General features: G+C 65.0%; 18 protein-coding genes and 1 pseudogene. 6 read left to right on the top strand and 13 right to left on the bottom strand.

All coding sequences use genetic code 11. From position 1 onward, the window contains the following. The first annotated feature begins 147 nt into the window (after positions 1 to 147). Genes nadA through nadC form a run of 3 tightly spaced genes read left to right on the top strand, consistent with a single transcriptional unit; the run spans position 148 to position 3,756 of the window. The gene (gene nadA, locus C2U70_RS16910; RefSeq protein ID WP_140979565.1) at positions 148 to 1,248 is read left to right on the top strand and encodes a quinolinate synthase NadA; all 1,101 of its coding nucleotides are present in this window, start codon (positions 148 to 150) and stop codon (positions 1,246 to 1,248) included. 12 nt (positions 1,249 to 1,260) lie between these two features. Next, positions 1,261 to 2,865: an L-aspartate oxidase gene (locus C2U70_RS16905; RefSeq protein ID WP_140979564.1), complete on the top strand. Its 1,605-nt coding sequence runs from the start codon at positions 1,261 to 1,263 to the stop codon at positions 2,863 to 2,865. A gap of 12 nt (positions 2,866 to 2,877) precedes the next feature. Next, positions 2,878 to 3,756, top strand: a complete 879-nt coding sequence (gene nadC / locus C2U70_RS16900; protein ID WP_140979563.1) for a carboxylating nicotinate-nucleotide diphosphorylase — start codon at positions 2,878 to 2,880, stop codon at positions 3,754 to 3,756. A gap of 45 nt (positions 3,757 to 3,801) precedes the next feature. On the opposite strand, the gene C2U70_RS16895 is transcribed toward nadC, so the two are convergent. The 3 genes from C2U70_RS16895 to C2U70_RS16885 all read right to left on the bottom strand — a co-directional run bounded on the left by C2U70_RS16895 (position 3,802) and on the right by C2U70_RS16885 (position 8,736). Then, positions 3,802 to 5,241 carry a cell wall hydrolase gene (locus C2U70_RS16895; protein WP_186294309.1) on the bottom strand — a complete coding sequence of 480 codons (1,440 nt, stop codon included), beginning with the start codon at positions 5,239 to 5,241 and terminating at the stop codon, positions 3,802 to 3,804. Positions 5,242 to 5,610: 369 nt separating this feature from the next. Beyond that, positions 5,611 to 8,484: a pyruvate, phosphate dikinase gene (gene ppdK / locus C2U70_RS16890; protein ID WP_186294308.1), complete on the bottom strand. Its 2,874-nt coding sequence runs from the start codon at positions 8,482 to 8,484 to the stop codon at positions 5,611 to 5,613. Positions 8,485 to 8,580: 96 nt separating this feature from the next. Beyond that, a complete protein-coding gene (locus tag C2U70_RS16885) occupies positions 8,581 to 8,736 on the bottom strand; it encodes a DUF3096 domain-containing protein (protein ID WP_140979560.1) in 156 nt (51 codons plus the stop codon). Between the two features lie 250 nt (positions 8,737 to 8,986). Between C2U70_RS16885 and C2U70_RS16880 the strand changes: the two genes are divergently transcribed. Beyond that, the gene (locus C2U70_RS16880) at positions 8,987 to 9,346 is read left to right on the top strand and encodes a DUF1236 domain-containing protein (RefSeq protein WP_186294310.1); all 360 of its coding nucleotides are present in this window, start codon (positions 8,987 to 8,989) and stop codon (positions 9,344 to 9,346) included. A 227-nt stretch (positions 9,347 to 9,573) separates the two neighbouring features. Here the strand turns inward: C2U70_RS16880 and glyS are convergent, their stop codons facing one another. The 6 genes from glyS to C2U70_RS16850 all read right to left on the bottom strand — a co-directional run bounded on the left by glyS (position 9,574) and on the right by C2U70_RS16850 (position 15,275). Then, positions 9,574 to 11,673: a glycine--tRNA ligase subunit beta gene (gene glyS / locus C2U70_RS16875; protein ID WP_140979558.1), complete on the bottom strand. Its 2,100-nt coding sequence runs from the start codon at positions 11,671 to 11,673 to the stop codon at positions 9,574 to 9,576. Further along, complete coding sequence (locus C2U70_RS16870; protein ID WP_140979557.1) at positions 11,673 to 12,617, bottom strand: glycine--tRNA ligase subunit alpha; 945 nt, start codon at positions 12,615 to 12,617, stop codon at positions 11,673 to 11,675. The genes glyS and C2U70_RS16870 overlap by 1 nt, the downstream gene beginning before the upstream one ends. A gap of 231 nt (positions 12,618 to 12,848) precedes the next feature. Beyond that, positions 12,849 to 13,040, bottom strand: a complete 192-nt coding sequence (locus C2U70_RS16865) for a hypothetical protein (RefSeq protein WP_140979591.1) — start codon at positions 13,038 to 13,040, stop codon at positions 12,849 to 12,851. A 106-nt stretch (positions 13,041 to 13,146) separates the two neighbouring features. Beyond that, entirely contained in the window at positions 13,147 to 14,055 is a 909-nt protein-coding gene (locus C2U70_RS16860) for a S49 family peptidase (RefSeq protein WP_140979556.1), read from the bottom strand. 211 nt (positions 14,056 to 14,266) lie between these two features. Beyond that, positions 14,267 to 15,055: a tRNA1(Val) (adenine(37)-N6)-methyltransferase gene (locus C2U70_RS16855; protein WP_140979555.1), complete on the bottom strand. Its 789-nt coding sequence runs from the start codon at positions 15,053 to 15,055 to the stop codon at positions 14,267 to 14,269. Next, the gene (locus tag C2U70_RS16850) at positions 15,048 to 15,275 is read right to left on the bottom strand and encodes a DUF2007 domain-containing protein (protein WP_140979554.1); all 228 of its coding nucleotides are present in this window, start codon (positions 15,273 to 15,275) and stop codon (positions 15,048 to 15,050) included. Before C2U70_RS16850 ends, C2U70_RS16855 begins: the two co-directional genes overlap by 8 nt. A gap of 129 nt (positions 15,276 to 15,404) precedes the next feature. Here C2U70_RS16850 and C2U70_RS16845 point away from each other — a divergent pair, with 129 nt between their 5' ends. Then, positions 15,405 to 16,412, top strand: a complete 1,008-nt coding sequence (locus C2U70_RS16845) for a polyprenyl synthetase family protein (protein ID WP_140979553.1) — start codon at positions 15,405 to 15,407, stop codon at positions 16,410 to 16,412. 216 nt (positions 16,413 to 16,628) lie between these two features. Here C2U70_RS16845 and C2U70_RS16840 read toward each other — a convergent pair whose 3' ends face one another. The 3 genes from C2U70_RS16840 to C2U70_RS16830 all read right to left on the bottom strand — a co-directional run bounded on the left by C2U70_RS16840 (position 16,629) and on the right by C2U70_RS16830 (position 21,284). Beyond that, positions 16,629 to 17,513: a 4-(cytidine 5'-diphospho)-2-C-methyl-D-erythritol kinase gene (locus C2U70_RS16840; protein WP_140979552.1), complete on the bottom strand. Its 885-nt coding sequence runs from the start codon at positions 17,511 to 17,513 to the stop codon at positions 16,629 to 16,631. A 34-nt stretch (positions 17,514 to 17,547) separates the two neighbouring features. Further along, positions 17,548 to 19,341, bottom strand: coding sequence for a tetratricopeptide repeat protein (locus C2U70_RS16835; protein WP_140979551.1), 1,794 nt, complete (start codon positions 19,339 to 19,341; stop codon positions 17,548 to 17,550). Positions 19,342 to 19,622: 281 nt separating this feature from the next. Then, complete coding sequence (locus C2U70_RS16830) at positions 19,623 to 21,284, bottom strand: electron transfer flavoprotein-ubiquinone oxidoreductase (RefSeq protein WP_140979550.1); 1,662 nt, start codon at positions 21,282 to 21,284, stop codon at positions 19,623 to 19,625. Between the two features lie 135 nt (positions 21,285 to 21,419). Here C2U70_RS16830 and C2U70_RS16825 point away from each other — a divergent pair, with 135 nt between their 5' ends. Continuing rightward, the gene (locus C2U70_RS16825; protein ID WP_140979549.1) at positions 21,420 to 22,250 is read left to right on the top strand and encodes a uracil-DNA glycosylase; all 831 of its coding nucleotides are present in this window, start codon (positions 21,420 to 21,422) and stop codon (positions 22,248 to 22,250) included. Here the strand turns inward: C2U70_RS16825 and C2U70_RS16820 are convergent. After that, positions 22,251 to 22,553 (bottom strand): annotated as a pseudogene (locus tag C2U70_RS16820) (glycosyltransferase family 39 protein); the annotation flags it as partial.

Genomic DNA, 22,553 nt, shown 5'->3' with positions numbered 1-22,553 from the left:
GTGATATCTTCGATTTGCTCAGATTGAGAATAATATGACTTTCTGAGTGCGGGAGTTCACCGACTGCGACGATAGCCGGCCCTTGGGGCCGGCATTCTCAGGCACCTAATATACTCAAAATGAGTATATATCGACAAGGAGACGGTCATGCCGATTGCCGGACTATTCGGACCCGAAGATTTCGCCCCATCGCAGCGACGGCCCGCGGCGAGTGCGCCTACCGCCCGCCCCGGCACCGGCGCGCTGCCGAGACCCGCGCTGGAATGGACACCGGAGGTCGAACGCACGACCGCGCCGCTCTATGAGCGGGTCAAGCATGTGATCCCGCCGATCGAATGGCCGCTGATGGCGCCGACGATCAAGGCGATCAACGAAGTAAAGGTCGCACGCAACGCGGTGATCCTCGCGCACAACTACCAGGCGCCGGAGATCTTTCACTGCGTCGCCGACATCGGCGGCGACTCGCTGCAGCTCGCGATCGAAGCCACCAAGGTAAACGCCGACATCATCGTCCAGTGCGGTGTGCACTTCATGGCGGAGACGTCAAAGCTGCTCAATCCGGACAAGACGGTGCTGATCCCGGATTCGCGCGCCGGCTGCTCGCTGGCAGCGAGCATCACCGGCGCCGACGTGCGGCTGTTGCGCGAACGCTTTCCGGGCGTGCCCGTGGTGGCCTATGTCAACACGTCGGCAGACGTGAAGGCCGAAGTCGACATCTGCTGCACCTCGTCGAACGCGGTCGCGGTGGTCGAAAGCCTGCGCGCACCGACGGTGATCTTTCTGCCCGACCAGTATCTGGCAAAATACGTTGCCTCGAAGACGGATGTGAAGATCATCGCCTGGAAGGGCGCATGCGAAGTGCATGAGCGCTTCACCGGTGAGGAGCTGCGCGCCTATCGCGAGGCCGATCCCTCCGTGCAGATCATCGCGCATCCGGAGTGTCCGCCGGACGTGCTGGCGGAGGCCGACTTCACGGGATCCACCGCACACATGATCAAATGGGTCCGCGAGAAACGGCCGAAGCGCCTCGTCATGATCACGGAATGCTCGATGGCCGACAATGTGCGCGCCGAGCTGCCCGAAATCGAGATGCTGCGGCCCTGCAATCTCTGCCCGCACATGAAGCGCATCACGCTGTCGAACATCCTCGAGAGCCTGCTGACGCTGCGGGAGGAGGTGACGATCGATCCGGCAATCGCAGAGCGCGCGCAACGGTCGGTCGAGCGAATGATCAATCTGAAGAACTAGGTGGAAGCAGTCATGTTAAACATCCACGACCTCACCCGCACCACCGACGATGTCGTCATCGTCGGCGGCGGCCTGGCCGGCTTGTTCTGCGCGCTCAAGCTCGCACCGCGCCCCGTCACCGTGATCTCGGCGGCGCCCCTCGGCCAGGGCGCCTCCAGCGCATGGGCGCAAGGTGGAATTGCTGCGGCCGTTGCCGAAGGTGACAGCCCCGAGGCACATGCCGCCGACACGATCGCAGCCGGCGCAGGTCTCGTCGACGAGACGATCGCGCTCGGGCTCGCACGCGAAGCCGGCGCCCGCATCCACGACCTCCTCGCCTATGGCGTGCCGTTCGACCGCGACCTCGAAGGCAGGCTCGCGGTGGGACGCGAAGCCGCGCATTCGGCGCGGCGCATCGTGCATGTGCGCGGCGACATGGCCGGTGCCGCGATCATCGCGGCCCTGAGCGAGGCCGTGCGGCGCACACCGTCGATCCGGCTGATCGAGGGTTTTGTCGCCGAGGCGCTCTTGACCGAGGACGACGCGGTCACAGGATTGCAGCTCCGCGATGCCAGCAACGCAGCCGCGCGTCCTCTCATCATCGCCTCCCGCGCGGTCGTGCTCGCGACCGGCGGCACCGGGCATCTCTATGCCGTCACCACCAACCCGAACGAAGCCAGTGGCACGGGGCTTGCGATCGCGGCACGCGCGGGCGCCGTCATCGCCGACCCCGAATTCGTCCAGTTCCATCCGACCGCGATCATGGTCGGCCGCGATCCGGCGCCGCTTGCGACCGAAGCGCTACGCGGCGAAGGCGCAACGCTCATCAACGCGAGCGGCGAGCGTTTCATGCTGGCGCGGCATGAGCTCGCCGAGCTCGCCCCGCGCGACATCGTCGCGCGCGGCGTCTTTGCAGAGGTCGCCGCCGGCCGCGGTGCGTTTCTCGATGCGCGGCAGGCACTCGGCGCACGTTTCGTGGAGAAGTTTCCGACGGTGTATGCGAGTTGCTCGGCCGCCGGCCTCGATCCGGCAATACAGCCGATCCCGATCGCGCCGGCAGCGCACTACCACATGGGCGGCATCGCCGTGGACACGCGCGGCCGCAGCTCGATCGACGGGCTCTGGGCCGGCGGTGAAGTGTCCTCGACTGGCGCGCATGGCGCCAGTCGAGGACACTTCAACTCGCTGCTCGAGGCCGTGGTCTATGCCGCCCGCATCGCGGATGACATCGCCGGCCGAGCCATCCCTTCACCCGCCCGCCTGCCGGAAGCGCTGGTGACACCGCGCAATGCGACACTGGACGTGCGCGCCGAGCAGCGGTTGCGGACGATGATGAGCACACATGTCGGGGTCATCAGAGACAGCGACGGGCTCGCGGAGGCCGTGCAACATTTTGCGACGCTGGAACGAGACGCCCCCAGCATCGCGCTGCGCAACATGGCGACATCGGCCCTGCTGGTCGCCGCCAGTGCCTTCACGCGCCACGAAAGCCGCGGTGCGCATTTCCGCGCCGACTATCCGGACGAGAACGCCGCGCTTGCGCGGCGGACCATGACGACGCTCGCCGCCGCGCGCGACGTGGCCGAGCATTTGTCCGAGCAGCCGCTGACGCGCGCCGCGCAAGCCATGATCGCCTGAAGGAGACTTTCCATGCTCACTCCCGCATCCCTGCTCTATCCGGACGCCTTCCTGTCGCCGCTCGCGATCGACGAAGCTGTCCACCGCGCGCTCGACGAAGACCTCGGCCGCGCCGGCGACGTCACGTCGCTTGCAACGATCCCGGAGACGACCAAGGCAAACGCGATCCTGGTCGCGCGCCAGGCTGGCGTGATCGCAGGTCTTCCGCTTGCGCTTGCGACGCTGCAAGAGCTCTCGCCTGACATCACGGTCGAGGCGCATGTCCGTGACGGCGCCCGGATCGCAGCCGGCCAGCGCGCGCTGACGATCGCAGGCCCGGCCCGCGCCGTACTCACGGCCGAGCGCACGGCACTCAACTTCGTCGGCCGGCTCTCGGGTGTCGCGACGCTAACGGCCGATTACGTCCGTCAGACCGAGGGCACGAAGTTGCGCATCTGCTGCACGCGCAAGACGACGCCGGGCCTGCGCGCGCTTGAGAAATACGCCGTGCGCTGCGGTGGCGGGTTCAACCACCGTTTTGGCCTCGACGACGCGATCCTGATCAAGGACAACCACATCGCAGTTGCCGGCGGCGTCCGTCCGGTGCTGGAGCGCGCCCGCGCCCATGCCGGCCACCTCGTGAAGATCGAGATCGAGGTCGACACCCTGGCGCAACTGCGCGAGGTCTTGGCCACCGGCCTCGCCGATGCCGTACTGCTCGACAATATGGATTTTCCGACGCTGCGCGAAGCCGTGCGTCTTGCAGAGGGCCGTGTGGTGCTGGAGGCATCGGGCGGGGTTACGCTGGAATCGATCGCAAGGATCGCGGCGACGGGCGTCGACTACGTCTCGTCAGGCGCCCTTACCCACTCGGCGCCAAATTTCGACTGCGCGCTCGATATTGAGACGTGACGCTGAGGCTCCCTCTCCCTGCAAGCGGGGCGAGGTCAAGCAATGCTACCGCGTCGTCGCGCCCATCTCGGCCGAGCTCTTGGCTTCCTGCGCGAGCTCGGCGCTGATGGCTGCGGTCTGCGCCGGCGTCCCCCATGTCGGCGCCTCGCTGCCGTCGCCCCAGTTGCGCGGCCGATAGAAGGTGTGCACGCCGGTCTTGTACATCTTCTTCATCTCGGCGACCCAGGACGGCCGCACCCAGTAGGCGTGGTAGTGGGTGGACTTGCCCACTTCAGGCAACCAGATCTTGCCGTCGAGCATGGCTTTCGCGATCTTCTTGGCACGCTCCCACATCTCGGGCTCGCGGATCACGTCGGCATTGTTGTCGCAAGCGAAGGTGAACTGGCATGCGAGATGGCGATGCTTGTTCTGGTAGACAGCGCCGCAGACGGTGTCGGGGTATTTGCCGGAAAACACCCGATTCATGACGACCTGCGCGACCGCGATCTGGCCGCGCACGGCCTCGCCGCGGGATTCGAAATAGACGGCTTCCGCGAGGCACTTCTCCGACTTCGCGCGCGACTTGTCGTCGAGCGCGAGGCGCTCTGCCGGCGACTTCACACGCTGGTCGTCAGCATTGACCTCGCCCTTGGGCGCAACGCTCTCGCCGCCGTCGATCGCCTTCGCGACATCCTCCGAGGGCGGCGGCAACGAGGCCATCACCTTCATGTCGGGATCCGGCATCACGATCAGCGGCTCGGCGCCGGGCTGCCAGCTCTCGATGCTCTCGATATTGCCGCCGAGCGATGAACTGCCGAAGAACAGGTTCGACGTCTTGACGCTGAAGGGATCGCGCGGCGGAACCGCTTCCGCCGGCTTGACGTCGCCGCGTGGCTGCGCGCCGAGCGCGGCCGCGGACTTGGGCTGTGACGGTGCATATTGCGGCAGCGGCGGCGCGCGCAGCGCCTCCTGCAATTCGGGATCGAGCGCGGCCGATTCAGGTGAGGAGAACGAGGCCGGTGCCTCTGCCGTCTTGGCGCCGAACACGGAACTGTTCGAGGTCGCGGGATCCTGCGCCGCGGGCGCCGATGGTGCCGACGTCTCGGCGGGCGCAGGCTGCGGCGTGACGGTGGCGAGCCGATCGCCCTTCAGCGTGCGATCAACCTTTGGAAAATCGGAGGCCTGGTAGCGCAGCGGCGCCTGCATGACCGGATTGCGCTGGATCGCGCCGGTGATGTCGGCATTGTCGAGGCTTGCGAGGCGATAGGTCGCGCTCTGCGGCACCGACGTGCCGATCGGGCGCGAGAAGCTGTAGGTGGCGAGCTGGATCGAGGACGCCGCAGAAAACACCTGCTTCTGCCAGCGCTCGGCCACGCCGGGTTGGCGCGCCAACAGCGAAGAGATGTCCTGATAGCCGGTCTCTCTCGGCATCAATGCGAAGATGCAGAGACCGATGCCGAAGGACGCGAACCGCGCGCCCTTCGGATGGGTACGCAACACAAACATCGATACGCTCACGCAACGCTTACGCCAGAAAGATCGAACGTCAGTACATCCGTGCAATTCGATCTTTTTCGTTGGTATCTAATTTAGGTTGCCGGGGAGTTAATCGGCGTTGCGCACACACCACACGCAAGCAAGCGCAGGTGTTTTCACGGGGAATTCGAAGGAGTTGGTGAATCGCAGATGGCGTGAAGCGGTAAACAAGCAGTCAACGCCAATGGTGAAGGAACTCTTGCGCGCGTCTCGTTGTGGGACAATGCGATTGTTCCCCACTGTCATTGCGGGCGCAGCGACGTGGGGAGATAGCGAGACTCCAAATGAAAAGAGGCGGAGCCAAGCTCCGCCTCTCTCAATTCGTATCTCGCGTCGCGCTTACGCCTGGCTCGCAGCCTTCGTGCCGATCGCGGCCTGCGCTGCCGCCAACCGCGCGATCGGCACGCGGTAGGGCGAGCAGGAGACGTAGTCGAGGCCGACGTCGTGGCAGAACGCCACCGAGGCGGGATCGCCGCCGTGCTCGCCGCAAATGCCCATCTTGAGCGAGGGCCGCGTCTTGCGGCCGCGCGCGACGCCGATCTTGACGAGCTCGCCGACACCCTCCTGGTCCAGCGCAATGAACGGATCGATCTGGAGGATGCCCTTCGACACATAGGGACCGAGGAAGCTCGCGGCGTCGTCGCGGCTGATGCCGTAGGTGGTCTGCGTCAAATCGTTGGTGCCGAACGAGAAGAACTCGGCGCTCTCCGCGATCTCGCCCGCGAGCAGACAGGCGCGCGGCAGCTCGATCATTGTGCCGACCTGATAGGTCAGCTTGGTGTTGGTGTCGCGCATCACGGCCTGCGCCATCGCATCGATGCGCGCCTTGACGAGGTCGAGCTCCATCTTGGTCGCGATCAGCGGCACCATCACCTCGAGGCCGACAGCCTTGCCGGTGCGCCTCTGCGCCTCGACGGCCGCCTCGAAGATCGCACGCGCCTGCATCTCGGCGATCTCCGGATAGGCGATCGCGATGCGGCAGCCGCGGAATCCGAGCATCGGATTGAACTCCGACAACTCGCGCGCCCGGTCCGCCAGCCTGCGCGGATCGGTGTTCATGGCACGCGCCACTTCCTCGATCTCGGCATGGGTGTGCGGCAGGAACTCGTGCAGGGGCGGATCGAGCAGGCGGATCGTGACGGGCAGGCCCTTCATGATCTCGAACAGCTCGACGAAATCAGCACGCTGCATCGGCAACAGCTTTGCGAGCGCGGCGCGGCGCGCCTGCTCGTCCTCGGAGAGGATCATCTCGCGCACGGTGCGGATGCGGGTCTCCTCGAAGAACATGTGCTCGGTGCGGCAGAGGCCGATGCCCTCGGCGCCGAACTTGATCGCGGTGCGGGCATCTTCCGGCGTGTCCGCATTGACGCGGACGCCGATCTTGCGGGCCTGGTCGGCCCAGGTCATCAGCGTGCCGAATTCGCCGGACAGCTCCGGCTCGATCATCGGCATGCGGCCGGCGAGCACCTGGCCGAGCGAACCGTCGATGGTGATGACGTCGCCGGTCTTGAAGGTGCGCGAGCCGATGCTCATGGTGCCGCGGCCGTAATCGACACGAATGGTGCCGCAGCCGGAGACGCAGGGCTTGCCCATGCCGCGCGCGACGACCGCCGCGTGCGAAGTCATACCGCCGCGGGTGGTCAAGATGCCTTCGGCGGCGTGCATGCCGTGGATGTCTTCGGGGCTGGTCTCGATGCGGACCAGGATGACCTTGCGCCCGTCGGCCTGCAGCTTCGCAGCTTCGTCAGAAGAGAACACGATCTCGCCGGAGGCCGCGCCAGGCGAAGCCGGCAGGCCGGTCGCGATCACGTCGCGCTTGGCGTTGGGATCGATGGTCGGATGCAGGAGCTGATCGAGCGACGCGGGATCGATGCGCGTCACTGCTTCCTTCTTGCTGATCAAGCCTTCATTGGCGAGCTCGACCGCGATGCGCAGCGCCGCCTTGGCGGTGCGCTTGCCGCCGCGGGTCTGCAGCATCCAGAGCTTGCCGCGCTCGACGGTGAACTCCATGTCCTGCATGTCGCGATAGTGCTTCTCGAGCAGGGTGTAGAAGCGCGTCAGCTCCTTGAACGCATCGGGCATCGCCGCTTCCATCGACGCCTTGTCGGAGCCGGAATCCTTGCGCGCCTGCTCGGTGATGTCCTGCGGCGTGCGGATGCCCGCCACCACGTCCTCGCCCTGCGCGTTGATCAGGAACTCGCCGTAGAGCTTGCTCTCGCCGGTCGAGGGGTTGCGGGTGAACGCAACGCCGGTCGCCGAGGTGTCGCCCATGTTGCCGAACACCATGGCCTGCACGTTGACCGCGGTGCCCCAGGATTCCGGAATGTCGTGCAGCTTGCGGTAGGTCACCGCGCGCGCGTTCATCCAGGATGAGAACACGGCGCCGATCGCGCCCCACAATTGATCGTGCGGATCCTGCGGAAAATCCTTCCCGGTCTCGCGTGCGACCGCGTCCTTGTACTTGCCGACCAGTTCGACCCAGTCGTCGGCGGAAAGGTCGGTGTCGAGCGAATAGCCCTGCCCGTCCTTGAAGGTGTCGAGGATTTCCTCGAAGTGATGATGCTCGAAGCCGAGCACCACGTCGGAATACATGGTGATGAAGCGGCGATAGCTGTCATAGGCGAAGCGACGGTCGCCCGACAGTTCCGACAGCGCTTCCACCGTCTGGTCGTTGAGACCAAGATTGAGCACGGTGTCCATCATGCCCGGCATCGAGGCGCGTCCGCCGGAGCGCACCGAGACCAGCAGCGGATTTTTGGTGTCGCCAAAAGTCTTACCAGTGAGCTTGCCGACATAGTCGAGCGCCTTCTCGACCTGCGACTGCAGCTCCTTCGGATAGGATTTGTCGTGCGCGTAGAAATAGGTGCAGACCGAGGTCGGGATGGTGAAGCCGGGCGGCACCGGCAGGCCGAGATTGGCCATCTCGGCGAGGTTCGCGCCCTTGCCGCCAAGCAGGTTGCGCATTTCGGCTTTGCCCTCGGCCTTGCCGTCGCCGAACGTAAAGACCCACTTGCCGGCCTTCACTGCTGCCGGGGCGGCCTTGGCGGGAGACGGCTTATGCACAGGCTTGCTGGGGGCCTTGGCGGCTACCTTGGCGGCCGGCTTCGCGGCGCTCTTCTTCAGTGCCTTGCGCGCCGGGGGCGCCGCCTTGGCCTTGACAGAGGGCTTTGATTTCGCTGGCATTTTCTTAGGCTTCGAGGCGGCTTTGGCCATAGCTTGCACACAACCTGCGAGAGGGATGGGAAATCGCGCGCCTTACACCACTTTGGGCGGGCCGGCGCAAGTCGGGCCGTTCCACAAAATGACCGACTAAAGGTGGAGCCACTTCAACAGGCCGAGCCCGATCGCGCCGTTCAGGATCAGGAAGATCGCGACGATGAAGTTGAGCAGGCGGGGCATGATGAGAATCAGCACACCCGCGATCAGCGACATGATCGGCGAGATGTGAGCGACAGTGATGTGCATGAAATATCCTTCCGGTCTGTGCGGGGAAGATCCCCGCGAATCGCGGCCGGATCATAGCGGGGCGGGTTCCGCGAGTAGAGACGCACGAGCAAGCTCGCGGGTTCCGGCCATCGCGAAAACTGCCTGAAATTGCCGCCGATGCGGCACGCATTTTTCCGGAACATTGTGGGGAAGGAGGCATTGGCAACCGGTCGCGCCACTGGCGCACCTCTTGGACTGATTGACGAAGGAGTTGCCCATGCCAAACAGGATTCCCAAAAGGATTCTTGCCGTGACAGCGCTAGCAGCCGCGATCGGCTCGCCGGTCGCAGCGAACGCGCAAGCCGACATCACCGTGGGACGCGCAGCACCGGGCGTCGTGATCGAGCGCGGTGCCGGCATCGCCGTCGACCAGCGATCGGCCTTCCGCGACTACGTCGTCGAGCAGCGCGTACCGGCCTTCACCATTCCGGATCGCGTCGTGGTCGGCACGGTACTCCCTGATGCCGGCATCACCTATTACGACGTGCCACAGCGCTTCGGCGCAACGACCTATCGCTACACCGTCGTGAACGGCGCGACGCTCCTGGTCGAGCCGCGCTCGCGGCGCATCGTCGAGGTCATGGACTAGACTAGATGTCCGCCGCGCCAATTCAGACTGGCGCGCAAAACCAAACGACGGACATCAGGCCCCGCCCGGTATTCCCCCCGCCGGGCGGGGCTTTTTTTCTCGTGTCCCGGGCAAGCGAAGCGCAGACCCGGGACCCAGAAGCCGAGTGCACGCCTGCATGGGCCCCGGATCAGCAGCGCACCACGCCGCCAAGGGGCGGCGCACTGCGCAGCATCCGGGGCACCAGATCAATCCTGGATCTTCGAAAAGTCCGCGACCGCACGCGTTGCGCTGCGGATCTCGTTCAGCAGCTTCAGCCTGTTCTCGCGCACCTTCGGGTCCTCGTCGTTGACGCGAACCTTGTCGAAGAACGCATCGACCGGCGGACGCAGCTTTGCCATCGCGCTCATCGCGCTCGCAAAATCTTCCTTGGCAACCGCGGCGCTCGCCTCGGCCGTCACCTCGCCGATCGCCTTCGCCAGCGCCTTTTCCTCAGCGAGGGTGTAGAGCGCAACATCGGGCGCGCCATCAAACGTACGCTTGTCCTTCTTCTCCTCGATCGAGAGGATGTTGCTGGCGCGCTTGGTGCCGGCGAGCAGGTTCTTGCCGTCGTCGGACTCGAGGAACTTTCCGAGCGCCTCGACGCGGCGGACGATCATCAGGAGGTCGTCCTGGCCGCCGAGCGCGAACACGGCGTCGACGAGATCGTGCCGCGCGCCCTGCTCGCGGAGCTGAACTTTGAGGCGGTCGGCGAAGAAGGCGAGCAGATCGCTCGGAATCGTCTGTGCATCGGCAGGCTTCGCAGACAAACCGGCGAGAGCCGAGGCCGCCACCTTCGTCAGAGAGAGACGAAGTGCATTCTCCACAATCAACCGGATCACTCCCAGCGCTGCGCGGCGCAGCGCATACGGATCCTTCGACCCAGTCGGTTTCTCGTCGATCGCCCAGAAGCCAGCGAGCGTATCCATCTTGTCAGCCAGCGCCACAGCCACACTGACCGGATCGGTCGGCACGCGATCGGCGGGGCCCTGCGGCTTGTAGTGCTCCTCGCAGGCGGCTGCGACGGACGCGTCCTCGCCTTGTGCCAGCGCGTAGTACTTGCCCATCAGGCCCTGCACTTCCGGAAATTCGCCGACGACTTCGGTCAACAGATCCGCCTTCGCAAGCGCTGCGGCACGCTTGGCCTTCGCGACATCGGCGCCGACCCGCGGCGCGATCTCGGCGGCCAAGCCTTCGATACGCTTGATGCGCGCGGCCTGTGTGCCGAGCTTCTCGTGGAACACGATCTGCTCGAACTTCGGCAGCCGGTCCTGCAACTTCGTCTTCAAGTCCGTCTCATAGAAAAACTTTGCATCGCTCAGCCGCGCGCGGATCACGCGCTCGTTGCCGGCGATGATGGTCGCGCCGCCGTCGGTCGCCTCGATATTGGCGACCAGGATGAACTTGTTGGCGAGCTTGCCCGTTTTGGGATCGCGCACCACAAAACACTTTTGGTTGTTGCGGATGGTGGCGCGGATCACTTCGTCGGGAGTCTTCAAATACTCCTGCTCGAACGAGCCCATCAGCACGACCGGCCATTCGACGAGCCCTGCGACCTCGTCGAGCAAATTCTGGTCCTCGACGAGCTCAAAGCCTTGCGCGAAGGCAAGCTGCTTGGCGTCGGTCAGGATCGCATCCTTGCGTCTTTCAGGGTCGAGCACGACCTTGGCATCGAGCAGCTTGGCTTCGTAGTCCTCGAAGCGGCGCACGTTGATCGCGGCCGGCGCGAGGAAGCGGTGGCCATAGGTGGTCTGCCCGCTCTCGATCCCATCCACCGAAAACTTCACGACATCGGGCTCTTCGGTCTCCAGCCCAAACGTCGCGGTGATCGCGTGCAGCGGACGCACCCAGTTGAGCGAGCCCGGCTTGCCCGAGCGCGCGCCCCAGCGCATCGATTTCGGCCAGGGGAAGGTGCGGATGATGACCGGCAATATTTCGGCGAGCACGTCGATCGCGTCGCGGCCCGGCTTTTCGATCAGCGCGATGTAGAAATCGCCCTTCGGGTCGCGCTGGATTTTTGCTTCATCCAGCGACTTCAAGCCGGTCGCTTTCAGAAACCCCTGCACCGCCGCATCCGGCGCGCCCATTTTCGGGCCGCGGCGTTCGGTCTTGAGGTCCGGCTGGCGCGCGGGAATCCCGTGCACGGTGAGCGCAAGGCGGCGCGGCGTCGCAAACGCCTTGGCGCCGTCATAGACGAGGCCCTCGGCGACGAGCTTGTCGGTGACCATGCGGCGCAGATCGTCCGCCGCCTTCGCCTGCATGCGCGCAGGGATCTCTTCCGAGAACAGCTCCAGCAAAAGATCGGGCATCAGGCCGCTCCGCCCGCTTCGGTGTGCACCCAGGCTTCGCCGCAGGCCTTTGCCAGTTCACGCACGCGCAGAATGTAGCTCTGCCGCTCCGTCACCGAAATGACTCCGCGCGCATCGAGCAGGTTGAAGACGTGGCTCGCCTTGATGCACTGATCATAGGCCGGCAGCGCCATCAGATGTTCTTTGCGATTACCCAAGTTGACGTTTTCTTGCCAACCCGACGCGAGATATTTCTTGCAGGCCTCTTCGGCCATCTTGAACTGCTCGAACAGCATCGCGGTGTCGGCGACTTCAAAGTTGTGCCGCGAATATTCCCGTTCGGCCTGCAGGAAGACGTCGCCATAGGTGACCTTCTCGGCGCCGTCGCGGCCATTGAAGTTGAGGTCGTAGACGCGATCGACGCCCTGCACATACATCGCGAGGCGCTCGAGCCCGTAGGTCAGCTCGCCGGCGACCGGCGCGCATTCGAAGCCAGCGACCTGCTGGAAGTAGGTGAACTGGCTCACCTCCATGCCGTCGCACCAGCACTCCCATCCCAGGCCCCAGGCGCCCAGCGTCGGGCTCTCCCAGTCGTCCTCGACGAAGCGGATGTCGTGCACGGCGGAATCAATGCCGATCGCGGCGAGCGACTTCAGGTACAGCTCCTGAAGGTTCGGCGGCGACGGCTTCATGATCACCTGGAACTGGTAGTAGTGCTGCATCCGATTGGGATTTTCGCCGTAGCGGCCGTCCTTGGGCCGGCGCGACGGCTGCACATAGGCCGCATTCCAGGGCTTTGGCCCGAGCGCGCGCAAGGTGGTTGCCGGATGGAAGGTGCCCGCGCCCATCTCCATGTCGTAGGGCTGCAGGATCACGCAGCCCTGCTCGGCCCAAAAGCGCTGGAGCGCGAGGATAAAGCCCTGGAACGAACGTTCCGGGCGCATATGGGCGGGCAGGGAATCCATCGGCAGATCAGGCTCTCGCGGGGGGTTTTGAATCGCGCGGGACCGTATCGGCGGTGGGGGCGGGAATCAAGGCAAAGGGGGCGGATTCGGGCCATTCCAGGCACGATGCGGTAGGGTGGGCAGAGGCGCCCTTGCGCCGTGCCCACCAACTTTCGTCAATCGCGACCGAAGAGGTGGGCACGCTTCGCTTTGCCCACCCTACGGCAGCTCGATCTGAACGGTGAATTACACCTAACCCGGCCGATACGCCCCGGTGACGGGGTCGCGCTTCAACGTCGGAATGTCCCCGGCATGGGCGGCCTCGGCGACGCGCGAGAGGCGCATCTCCTCCAGCTCCTGGTTGATCCGGACGGCGGTCTTGTAGGCCCAGCGGACCACGGCGAGCCCACCCAGAACACCCGCAAATGCGACGAACGGCGGCATCTGTCGATCCTTGTTCAATGCTCAACCCCCAAGAGCATTTTCGCTCAAACCGGCATTTGCCGCAATCGGATGTCCCGGGACCAAATGGCGCGGGGAACCGCCGAGGTCAGAACCCAAATTTCGCCCAAATCGCCCGCGTTTCCAGGGCCGAGATCAGTTCGTCCGGCAGGCCGGACAGCCCGTCGAGGGCCGAAAGCTGGCCCGCGCCGGGCGATTTGCGGCCCAAAAGGCCCGACAACAGCCCGGTCGGCAGGGCGATCACGGGGGTGAGAACCTTCTCGCCGTAGCGGGCACGAAGAGTTGAGCGGAGGTCGCCGATCCCGTCGGCAAGGCCTAGGGCGACAGACGTCTCGCCCGCCCAGTATTCACCTGTGAACAGGGTCTCGTCGGGCCCCTTCAGCCGCGCGCCGCGGCTTCCCTTCACCAGTGCGATGAAGATCTGATGAATCTCGCGCTGGAGCGATTTCAGCCGCGCCACGTCGTCGGGGTTTTCCGGGAGGAAGGGATCGAGCATCGCCTTGTGCTCGCCGGCCGTGTAGAGCCGGCGCTCGATGCCGAGCTTCTTGATCGCCTCCTGGAAACCGAAGCTGCCGCCGACCACGCCGATCGAGCCGAGGATCGAGGACGGATCGCAAAAGATCTCGTCGCCGGCGCAGGCGATCATGTAGCCGCCTGAGGCCGCGACGTCCTCGACGAACACCAGCACGGGCAGCTTCTTCTCCGCCGCAAGCTGCTTGATGCGCAGATAGATCTGGCGCGACTGCACCGGCGAACCGCCGGGCGAATTGATCACCAGCGCCACCGCCTTGGCATTGCGGACCGAGAACGCGCGCTCCAGCACGCGCGCCAGACCCGCGAGCGTCATTCCCGGCCGCAGCGGCGTCACCGCGCCGATCACACCCGACAGCCGCACCACGGGCACGACAGCGGTACCAGGACGAAAGCGCGCCGGCAGATATTGCTTGAGCTTGTCGATCAGGCCGGACTCTCCGCGATCGTTCGAATGTTCGGCCATGCCGTTACCTCGCTTTAACCATTTCTTATCACGCGACTGTCATTGACTTCGCTGGAACGTGTTTTGCTAAGCAGTCGTTAAGCGGCTGCAATGGCGCAGCGGAGAACGACATGAAGATTTATCTGCTGATCTTGCTGATGGGTGCGCTTTTCACGGCGATTCGCTTCACGGCCGCCCAGGAACAGCAGACGAACTCGCTTCCCCAGTAGTTTCACAGCTGCGCCAACGGCAGCACCGCTCTCCCTTCGAGAACTTCCCTCACACTCTCCGGCATCTGTTTTTTAGGCACACCTGTCTCTTCATTGAGCATCAGGCCGGGAAGAATGCGCGTCGGCGCCCTGCCCCCTTTGACCGCACGCACCAAGACGCGGATCGCAGGCTTGCCCGCATCGCCATGAACCGGCAGCACGACGAGACTGCCGAAGCCACGTGATAGCGCTGCCAACAATTCGGTCAACCCATCCGCGCGCCAGATCAGGGTCAGCACGCCGCCGGATTTGAGGATGCGGCGGGCCGCATGCACCCAGGCCTGCAGGGTGTCTTCCGCCGCGACATGCGCAGTCTGGCGCGCCTGGTCCGGCGAAGCCCGATGGCGCGCCGGATCGTTGAAGGGCGGATTGGTCAGGACGACATCGACGCTGTCAGGCGGCAGGCCGCTGGCTGCGAAGACCTCCGCCTCCGCCGTCACGTCCAGCACGAGCGTCCTTGCGGGAAGCGCATTCGCCGCCGCATTGGCCCGCGCAAGATCCGCAAGTTCCGGATCGATCTCGACCAGCACCAGATCCAGCCCTGCGATGCGGCGCGCCAGCGCAAGCCCGGCCGTGCCGACACCGGCGCCGAAATCCACCACGCGCGCACCCGGTTGCGCGGACGTCGCCGCCGCCAGCAGGATCGCGTCGTGCCCGGCGCGATGGCCGGAGCGCGGCTGTGTCAGGTGTAACTGTCCGCCGAGAAACGCATCCTGGCTGACATCAAGCTGACTGGCGGCAAGCTCAGTCATCGGGGCGCAGTTCATGGCTGAGGCCGGCCTCGGTGAGAAGCTGACGCGCCTCGCCGGCGTCGTCCTCATGGACCAGGATCCGCCGCGGCAGGATGCCGAGCGAGCCCTCGATGATGCTCATGTTCTGGTCCAGCACCAGATGGTGGATGTTGGCGCCGTCGAGCAACGCACCGATCGCCGATACCAGCACCATGTCGTTGGTCCGCACCAGTTCGCGCAAGAAAGCCTCCTGCCTGAGGGCAAATACGGCGGAAATGTCAATCAGTTCCCGCTCTTGCCGCATCCGCTCGCAGTTTCTATTGTCTAAGCACCGAAGATAGCCCTTCCGGGGCAAATATTGGAGACCGGCGTGGCCGTCATCGTCCCTTTCGAAACTCCCGGCGCGTCGATCGAAGAGCTGGTTGCCCTTGTCGCCCCTGACATGGAGCGCGTCAACGGGACGATCCTGTCGCGGACCGGCTCCGAAGTGACCATGATCCCGGAAGTCGCCAACCATTTGATCTCCTCCGGCGGCAAGCGGCTGCGGCCGATGCTGACGCTCGCCATGGCCAACCTCGCCGGCTACACCGGCGACGGCCACATCAAGCTCGCCGCCTCCGTCGAGTTCATGCACACGGCGACCCTGCTCCATGACGACGTCGTCGACGAGAGCGAGATGCGGCGCGGCAAGCTGTCGGCGCGCATGCTGTGGGGCAACGAGGCGAGCGTTCTGGTCGGCGACTTCCTGCTGGGCCAGGCGTTTCGGATGATGGTCGAGGTCGGATCGCTGCGCGCACTCGACATCCTCTCGGCAGCCGCCGCCACCATCGCCGAGGGCGAGGTGATGCAGCTTGCGGCCGCCAAGAACACCGCGACCACCGAGGATGAATATCTCGCCGTTATCAGAGGCAAGACCGCCGAGCTGTTTGCGGCGGCCTGCGAGGTCGGCCCCGTCATCGCAAACCGCCCGAAGGCGGAGCAAACCGCTTGCCGCTCCGTCGGCATGAACCTCGGCATCGCCTTCCAGCTCGTCGACGACGTGCTCGACTATGGCGGCAAGAGTGCGAAGCTCGGCAAGAACACCGGCGACGATTTCCGCGAAGGCAAGATCACGCTTCCCGTGGTGCTGGCCTTCCGGCGCGGCAACGACGCCGAACGCGCCTTCTGGATCCGCGCACTGGAGCGCGGCGAGATCGGCGATGGCGATCTCGATCACGCCATCGGGCTGATGAACAAGCACCGCGCGCTCGAAGATACGCTCAGCCGCGCCCAGCACTATGGCGCCATGGCGGTCGACGCGCTCGCGCTGTTCCCGAATTCGCCGATGAAGAACGCGCTGGAGCAGGTGGTGGCATTCTGCCTAGCACGGTCGCACTGAGCGATAACAGCTGCCGCATCCTCGGCGTCGTCCCGGCGAAGCGAGCTGCCGTAGGGTGGGCAAAGGCGCGATAGCGCCGTGCCCACCTCTTCTCTCACATCCCGAAAAGTGGTGGGCACGCTTCGCTTTGCCCACCCTACGGCAGTGGTGCGAGCGGCGAGCATCTGCTTCCACATCGTCATTGCGAGCGCAGCGAAGCAATGACGAGAGGAGAGACTAGCTCAACGTCCCCGAATGCACCCACCAGCCGGGCTGCTCTTGGCGGATCTTCTCGGCGGCGCGGTGGGCATCGGCGGTGTTTTCGTAGATCGCAAAGCAGGTCGCGCCGGAGCCCGACATCCGCGCGAGCCAGGCGCCGTTGGTGGCGTTGAGCGCCGCGATCACCTCGCCGATCACGGGCTGGACGCGTGTCGCGGGCTCCTCCAGATCGTTCGAGTTCGTGGCGAGCGCTTCGACCCAGTCTTCAAGCGAGGCGCCGGCGTCAGGCCAGGACGGCGACTGCAGGACGTCGGTGGCACCGACGAGCAGCTCGCCATTGCGCAAGCCGAGTGCTGCAAAAACATCCTTGGTCGCGACGGCCAGACGCGGATTGACCATGACGCAAGGCATCGTCGGGATGCTCAGCGGCAAGAGCTGCTCGCCGACACCGGTCATGTTGCAGGCGCGCGACGCCACGCACACCGGCACGTCGGCGCCGGTCTGGAGCGCGACGTCCTGAAGCCTGGGATCGTCGAGCGACAGACCATTGAGACGCGCGAGCAGACGAAGTGCGGCGGCAGCATCCGCCGAACCGCCACCGATGCCGGCAGCGACGGGGAGCACTTTTTCGAGCGAGAAGGCGCCGACCTTCAGGCCGGGCACTGCCTCGGCCAGAAGCCGCGCCGCCTTAAGCACGAGATTATCAGCGGTCTCACCGCAGAATGATGCGAGCGGTCCCGTCGTGGAGAGCTTCAGCTCCGCGCCCGGTTCGAGCGTGAGATGATCGGCACAGTCGGCGAACGCGACCACGCTTTCCAGATCATGGTAGCCGTCGGTGCGACGGCCGATGACGCGAAGGCTCAGATTGACCTTCGCGCGCCCCTCTTCAATCAACGTCGGCATCGGCGATCGCCCCCAACACTCTTTACGTTTCGCCTCAGCCGCCCTTGCCGTCGTCTTTCTTCTTGTCGGCCTGCGCCGCCGACGGATTGGAATCTTCCGTCAGCCCGTTGGCGATCTTGGCCTCGATCTTCGGCAGATCGTCCGGTTCGGGCTTGAGGTCGCGGGCGTGCGCCCACTGGAATTTGGCCTCCAGCGTCCGGCCGACGCGCCAATAGGCGTCGCCGAGATGGTCGTTGATGGTGGGATCCTCGGGCTTGAGGTCGATCGCGCGCTCGAGGTTCTTCACCGCCTCCTCGTAATTGCCGATGCGATAGTAAGCCCACCCGAGCGAGTCGACGATGTAGCCGTCGTCGGGGCGTTGCTCGACAGCGCGCTTGATCATCTTCATGCCGTCGTCGAGGTTGATGCCCTGGTCGATCCAGGAATAACCGAGATAGTTGAGCACATGCGGCTGATCAGGCTGCAGCTCGAGCGCCTTCTTCATGTCGGCCTCGGCCTTGCCCCACTGCTTGGAGCGTTCCTCGCAGATGCCGCGATAATAGTACCAGACGCTGTTGGCCTTGTCGGCGCCGGCCGGCAGCACCTCGATGCCCTTCGAATAGGTCCCGCCGCAATCGCCGAACTTCTTGCGGCCGCGCTCGATATTGCCGAGCGCCATGATGGCCTCGAGATCCTTGGGATCGTCGACGACGACGCCCTTGAGGATCTTGATCGCCTCGTCGGTGCGGTCGGCGGAATCGAGGTCGACCGCGAGCTGGATTTGCGCGTTGCGCTTGAGCGGCGAATTGGCCGGCACACGCTCATAGACCTTGATCGCCATCTGCGGCCGCTTCACCGATTCATAGAGGTCGGCGAGCGAGAGCAGCGCGAGCGGATGGGTCGGCTGCAGATAGAGCGCGAGCTGGAGATAGACGAGCGCGAGATCTTCACCGCCGCGGCGGGTCAGCGTGGCGCCGATGCCATAGAGCGCTTCGGCAGCACCGGCCTGCGCGGAATCGATCAGCGGCGGCAGCTTCTTGCCGGCCTTAGTCTCGCGCAGGCCTTCCTGGATCAGCGGATGGCGGGCGAGCTTCTTGTCGAACGCCTGGTAGACGTTGATGGCGGCCGCGGAATCCTTGTTGCGCGACAACCAGCGCGCATAGGCCTCGCTGATGCGCAGCATGGAATCGTCGAGCTTGTAGGCGCGCTCGAAGCGGGTGCCCGCATCCTTCTCCTTGCCGGAGAGTTCGAGGATCATGCCGGCGTGGAGATCCTTGAACAGCGGATACCATTCCGGGCCCGTCAGCTTGTCGATGGTGGCAACACCGCCCTTGACATCGCCGGCGCCGTAGGAGGCCCAGCCCGACAACAGCGTCGCGACGAGGTCGGTGATGGGACCGCGGATCGACTGGCTGATATTGGTCTGCGCGGCCGCGTATTTCTTCACCTTCAGATCGTGCACGCCGACGACGAGGCGCGCGACGCGGTTCGACTTGTCGATGGTGAGGATGCGCTCGGCGAGCTTGACCGCTTCATCGATGTCGCCGTCGGCGACCGAGGAGATAAATGCGCGGTCGAGCAGCTCGTTGTTCTTGGGATCGGTGCGCAACGCGGAGCGATAGAAGGCGGCCGCCGACGACGCATCGCGCTCGACGCTGGCATGGCGGGCGGCGAGATAGCTGCCGGCACCGGTCAGCGATTTCAGATCGTTTCGGGTCGGAAACTGGGACGCCGTGTCCTGCGGGTGGTCCGGCGTCTGCGCCACGACCGCGCCGGGGACCGCCACGAGTGCGGAGCCAGCGAGGGCAAGGGCGGCAACAGTCCAGCGGTTGAAACGATTTGAGAACATCAGGGCTCGCCTTGAGTTTGGGAGTAAGGGGTCGTCTCGCATGCGAACGCGACCGGCGGCATCGGGACCCGGAACCTTCATGGCCGGGAACAATGCCGCTTTTGAGCCGCATCCGCAAGGATTCGGCACAGAATCGGGAGGCGATTTGCCTTTCGCCTCCGGGGCGCCAACTGCCCGCCCCAAAACGCTTTTACTGTGGCCTTATCGTGACCGGGACGGCCGTTTGCCGCCCCCTACTCACGCGAACGTGCGTCACATAGCCCGGTCGCTACATGGCCCAGTTACATGGCCTCGTAGTTCGGCCCGCCGCCGCCTTCCGGCGGAACCCAGGTGATGTTGCCGTTCGGGTCTTTGACGTCGCAGGTTTTGCAATGGACGCAATTCTGGGCGTTGATCTGGAAGCGCGGAGCTGCGCCCTCCTCCACCCACTCGTAGACGCCGGCCGGGCAATAGCGGTTCGAGGGACCTGCGAAGACGTCGTGCTCCGAGGTCCTCTGCAGGTTCATATCCGCAACCCTGAGATGGACCGGCTGGTCCTCCTCATGATTGGTGTTGGACAGGAATACTGACGACAACTTGTCGAAGGAGATTTTTCCGTCCGGCTTCGGATAGGCTCTTGGTGCGTGTTGCTTGGCGGGATCGAGCGTCGAGCGGTCGGGCTTGGCATGCGACTGCGTGCCGAACAACGAGCCGCCGAACAGCGTGTTGCACCACATGTCGAAGCCGCCGAGCGCGACGCCGAGCACCGTGCCGAACTTCGACCACAAGGGCTTGACGTTGCGGACCAGGAACAGATCCTTGCCGACGGACGAGGAGCGCCAGGCGTTCTCATAATCGACGATCTCGTCATTGGCGCGATCGGCCGCAAGTGCCGCGGCGACATGCTGGGCCGCGAGCATGCCAGTGCCCATGGCGTTGTGCACGCCCTTGATGCGCGGCACATTGACGAACCCAGCCGCGCAGCCAACCAGCGCGCCGCCGGGGAAGCTGAGCTTCGGCACCGACTGATAGCCACCCTCGGTGATGGCGCGCGCGCCATAGGCGAGCCGCTTGGCACCCTCAAACGTGCCGCGGATCGACGGATGGGTCTTGAAGCGCTGGAACTCGTCGAACGGCGACAGATATGGATCGTCGTAGTTCAAATGTACGACGAAGCCGACGGCGACGAGATTGTCGTCGTAATGATAGAGGAACGAGCCGCCGCCGGTCTTCAGGTCGAGCGGCCAGCCGAACGAATGCTGGATCATGCCCTTCTGGTGTTTTGCGGGATCGATCTGCCAAACTTCCTTCAGGCCGATGCCGAACTTTGCGGGCTCGCTGTTGGCGTCGAGCGCGTATTTCGCGATGAGCTGCTTGGTGAGGCTGCCGCGCGCACCTTCGGCGAACAGCGTGTACTTGCCGAGCAATTCCATGCCACGGGTAAAGGAGTCCTTCGGCTTGCCGTCGCGGCCGATGCCCATGTCGCCGGTGGCGATGCCCTTCACCGCGCCTTGCTCGTCATAGAGCACCTCCGCCGCGGCAAAGCCCGGATAGATCTCGACGCCCAGCGCTTCGGCTTTCCGGGCCAGCCAGCGGCAGACATTGCCGAGCGAGCCGATATAGCAGTGATGGTTGTCCATCAGCGGCGGCATCATGAAGTTCGGCAGCTTGATCGCGCTCCCGCCCGTCATCCAGTAGAAGCGGTCTTCCTTCACCTGGGTCTTCAGCGGACAATCGGCGTCCTCGCGCCAGTCGGGCATGAGCTTGTCGAGGCCCGCAGGATCGATCACGGCACCGGACAGAATATGCGCGCCGACCTCGGACCCCTTCTCCACCACGACGATGTTGAGATCGGCGTTGAGCTGCTTCAGCCGGATCGCGGCCGACAGGCCCGAGGGGCCGGCGCCGACGATGACGACGTCGAATTCCATGGATTCGCGCGGGGGAAGTTCTTCGGTGCTCATCTGATCTCAGCCCTTGAGACGTTCTAAGGTCGTTTGCGCCCCCTTGTTTCCGATTTTTCCGAGTAGGACAACCTCGGAATCGGGTTTCGCTGGGATGCAAGGCGGCCAAAGGTGATATAAAAGTCAGACTTTCCCATGATGCCAGAACCCGCCCCCATCGTCCGCGAGCTGCTTGCCTTCTATCTGGAGGCGGGTGTCGATTGCGCGCTGGTGGAGGAACCGGTCGATCGCCTCGCCGAGGCGGACGCCCCGCCGCCGGTGACGCGCGCGGCCCCGCCGCCGATCCAGGCGCCGGGTTTCGCCGAGACGGCACGGCCGGTTGCAGCGCCTGCCGTGATCCGCGGCGAGGCGGCGCCCGCGCCCGACGTCGCGATCGCGACTGCGCGCGAGGCGGCACGTACTGCGCCTACGCTCGAGGCGCTACGCGAGTTGATGCAGAACTTTGACGGCTGTGCGCTGAAGAACACTGCGACGCGGCTGGTGTTCGCCGACGGTAATCCGCAGGCGCGCATCATGTTCGTCGGCGAGGCGCCGGGACGCGACGAGGACATCGAGGGACTGCCCTTCGTCGGGCGCAGCGGAAAGCTGCTCGATCTGATGATCGGCGCGATCGGCCTCAACCGCACCACCGCCTACATCGCCAACGTCATTCCGTGGCGGCCGCCCGGCAACCGCACGCCGACGCCGCAGGAGACGCAGATCTGCCTGCCCTTCATCCAGCGCCAGATTGAGCTCGTGAATCCCGACGTGCTGGTGACGCTCGGCAATCCCTCGACACAGACGCTGCTGTCGACGCGCGCGGGCATCATGCGCACGCGCGGCCGCTGGTTCGACTACGACACCGGTCAACGCGTGATCCGCGCGCTGCCGACGTTCCATCCGGCCTATCTGTTGCGCTCGCCGTCCTACAAGCGCCTCGCCTGGCAGGATCTGCGCGCGATCGCGAAGGCGCTGACGCCGGCTTGATCACGCGCCCTTCGGCCGCACGATCGCCCAGCCGATGCGCAAAAGTCCCTGACGGCCGTTGACCAGCCATTCGAAGGCGCGCGGGACTTCCGGCACGATGCCGGGAAAACGCTTTGCGATGTCGGGCGGCGGGGTCCCGGCGGTATCGGAGGCGCGCCAGACCACGACGCCACCGGTCTCGGCGAATTTGGCCGGCGAAATCCACGGCGTGCGCTTGGGCTCGGCATCGATCAGCAGATGCGGACGCCCGGAATGCAGCGCGATCAGGCTTGCGAGTTGTGTCTCGCCGGCGACCGCGCGCAG

Source organism: Bradyrhizobium guangdongense (assembly GCF_006483445.1).
In the GTDB taxonomy this organism is placed as follows: Bacteria; Pseudomonadota; Alphaproteobacteria; order Rhizobiales; family Xanthobacteraceae; genus Bradyrhizobium; species Bradyrhizobium guangdongense_A.
This window is presented reverse-complemented; position numbering and strand designations above follow the sequence as displayed.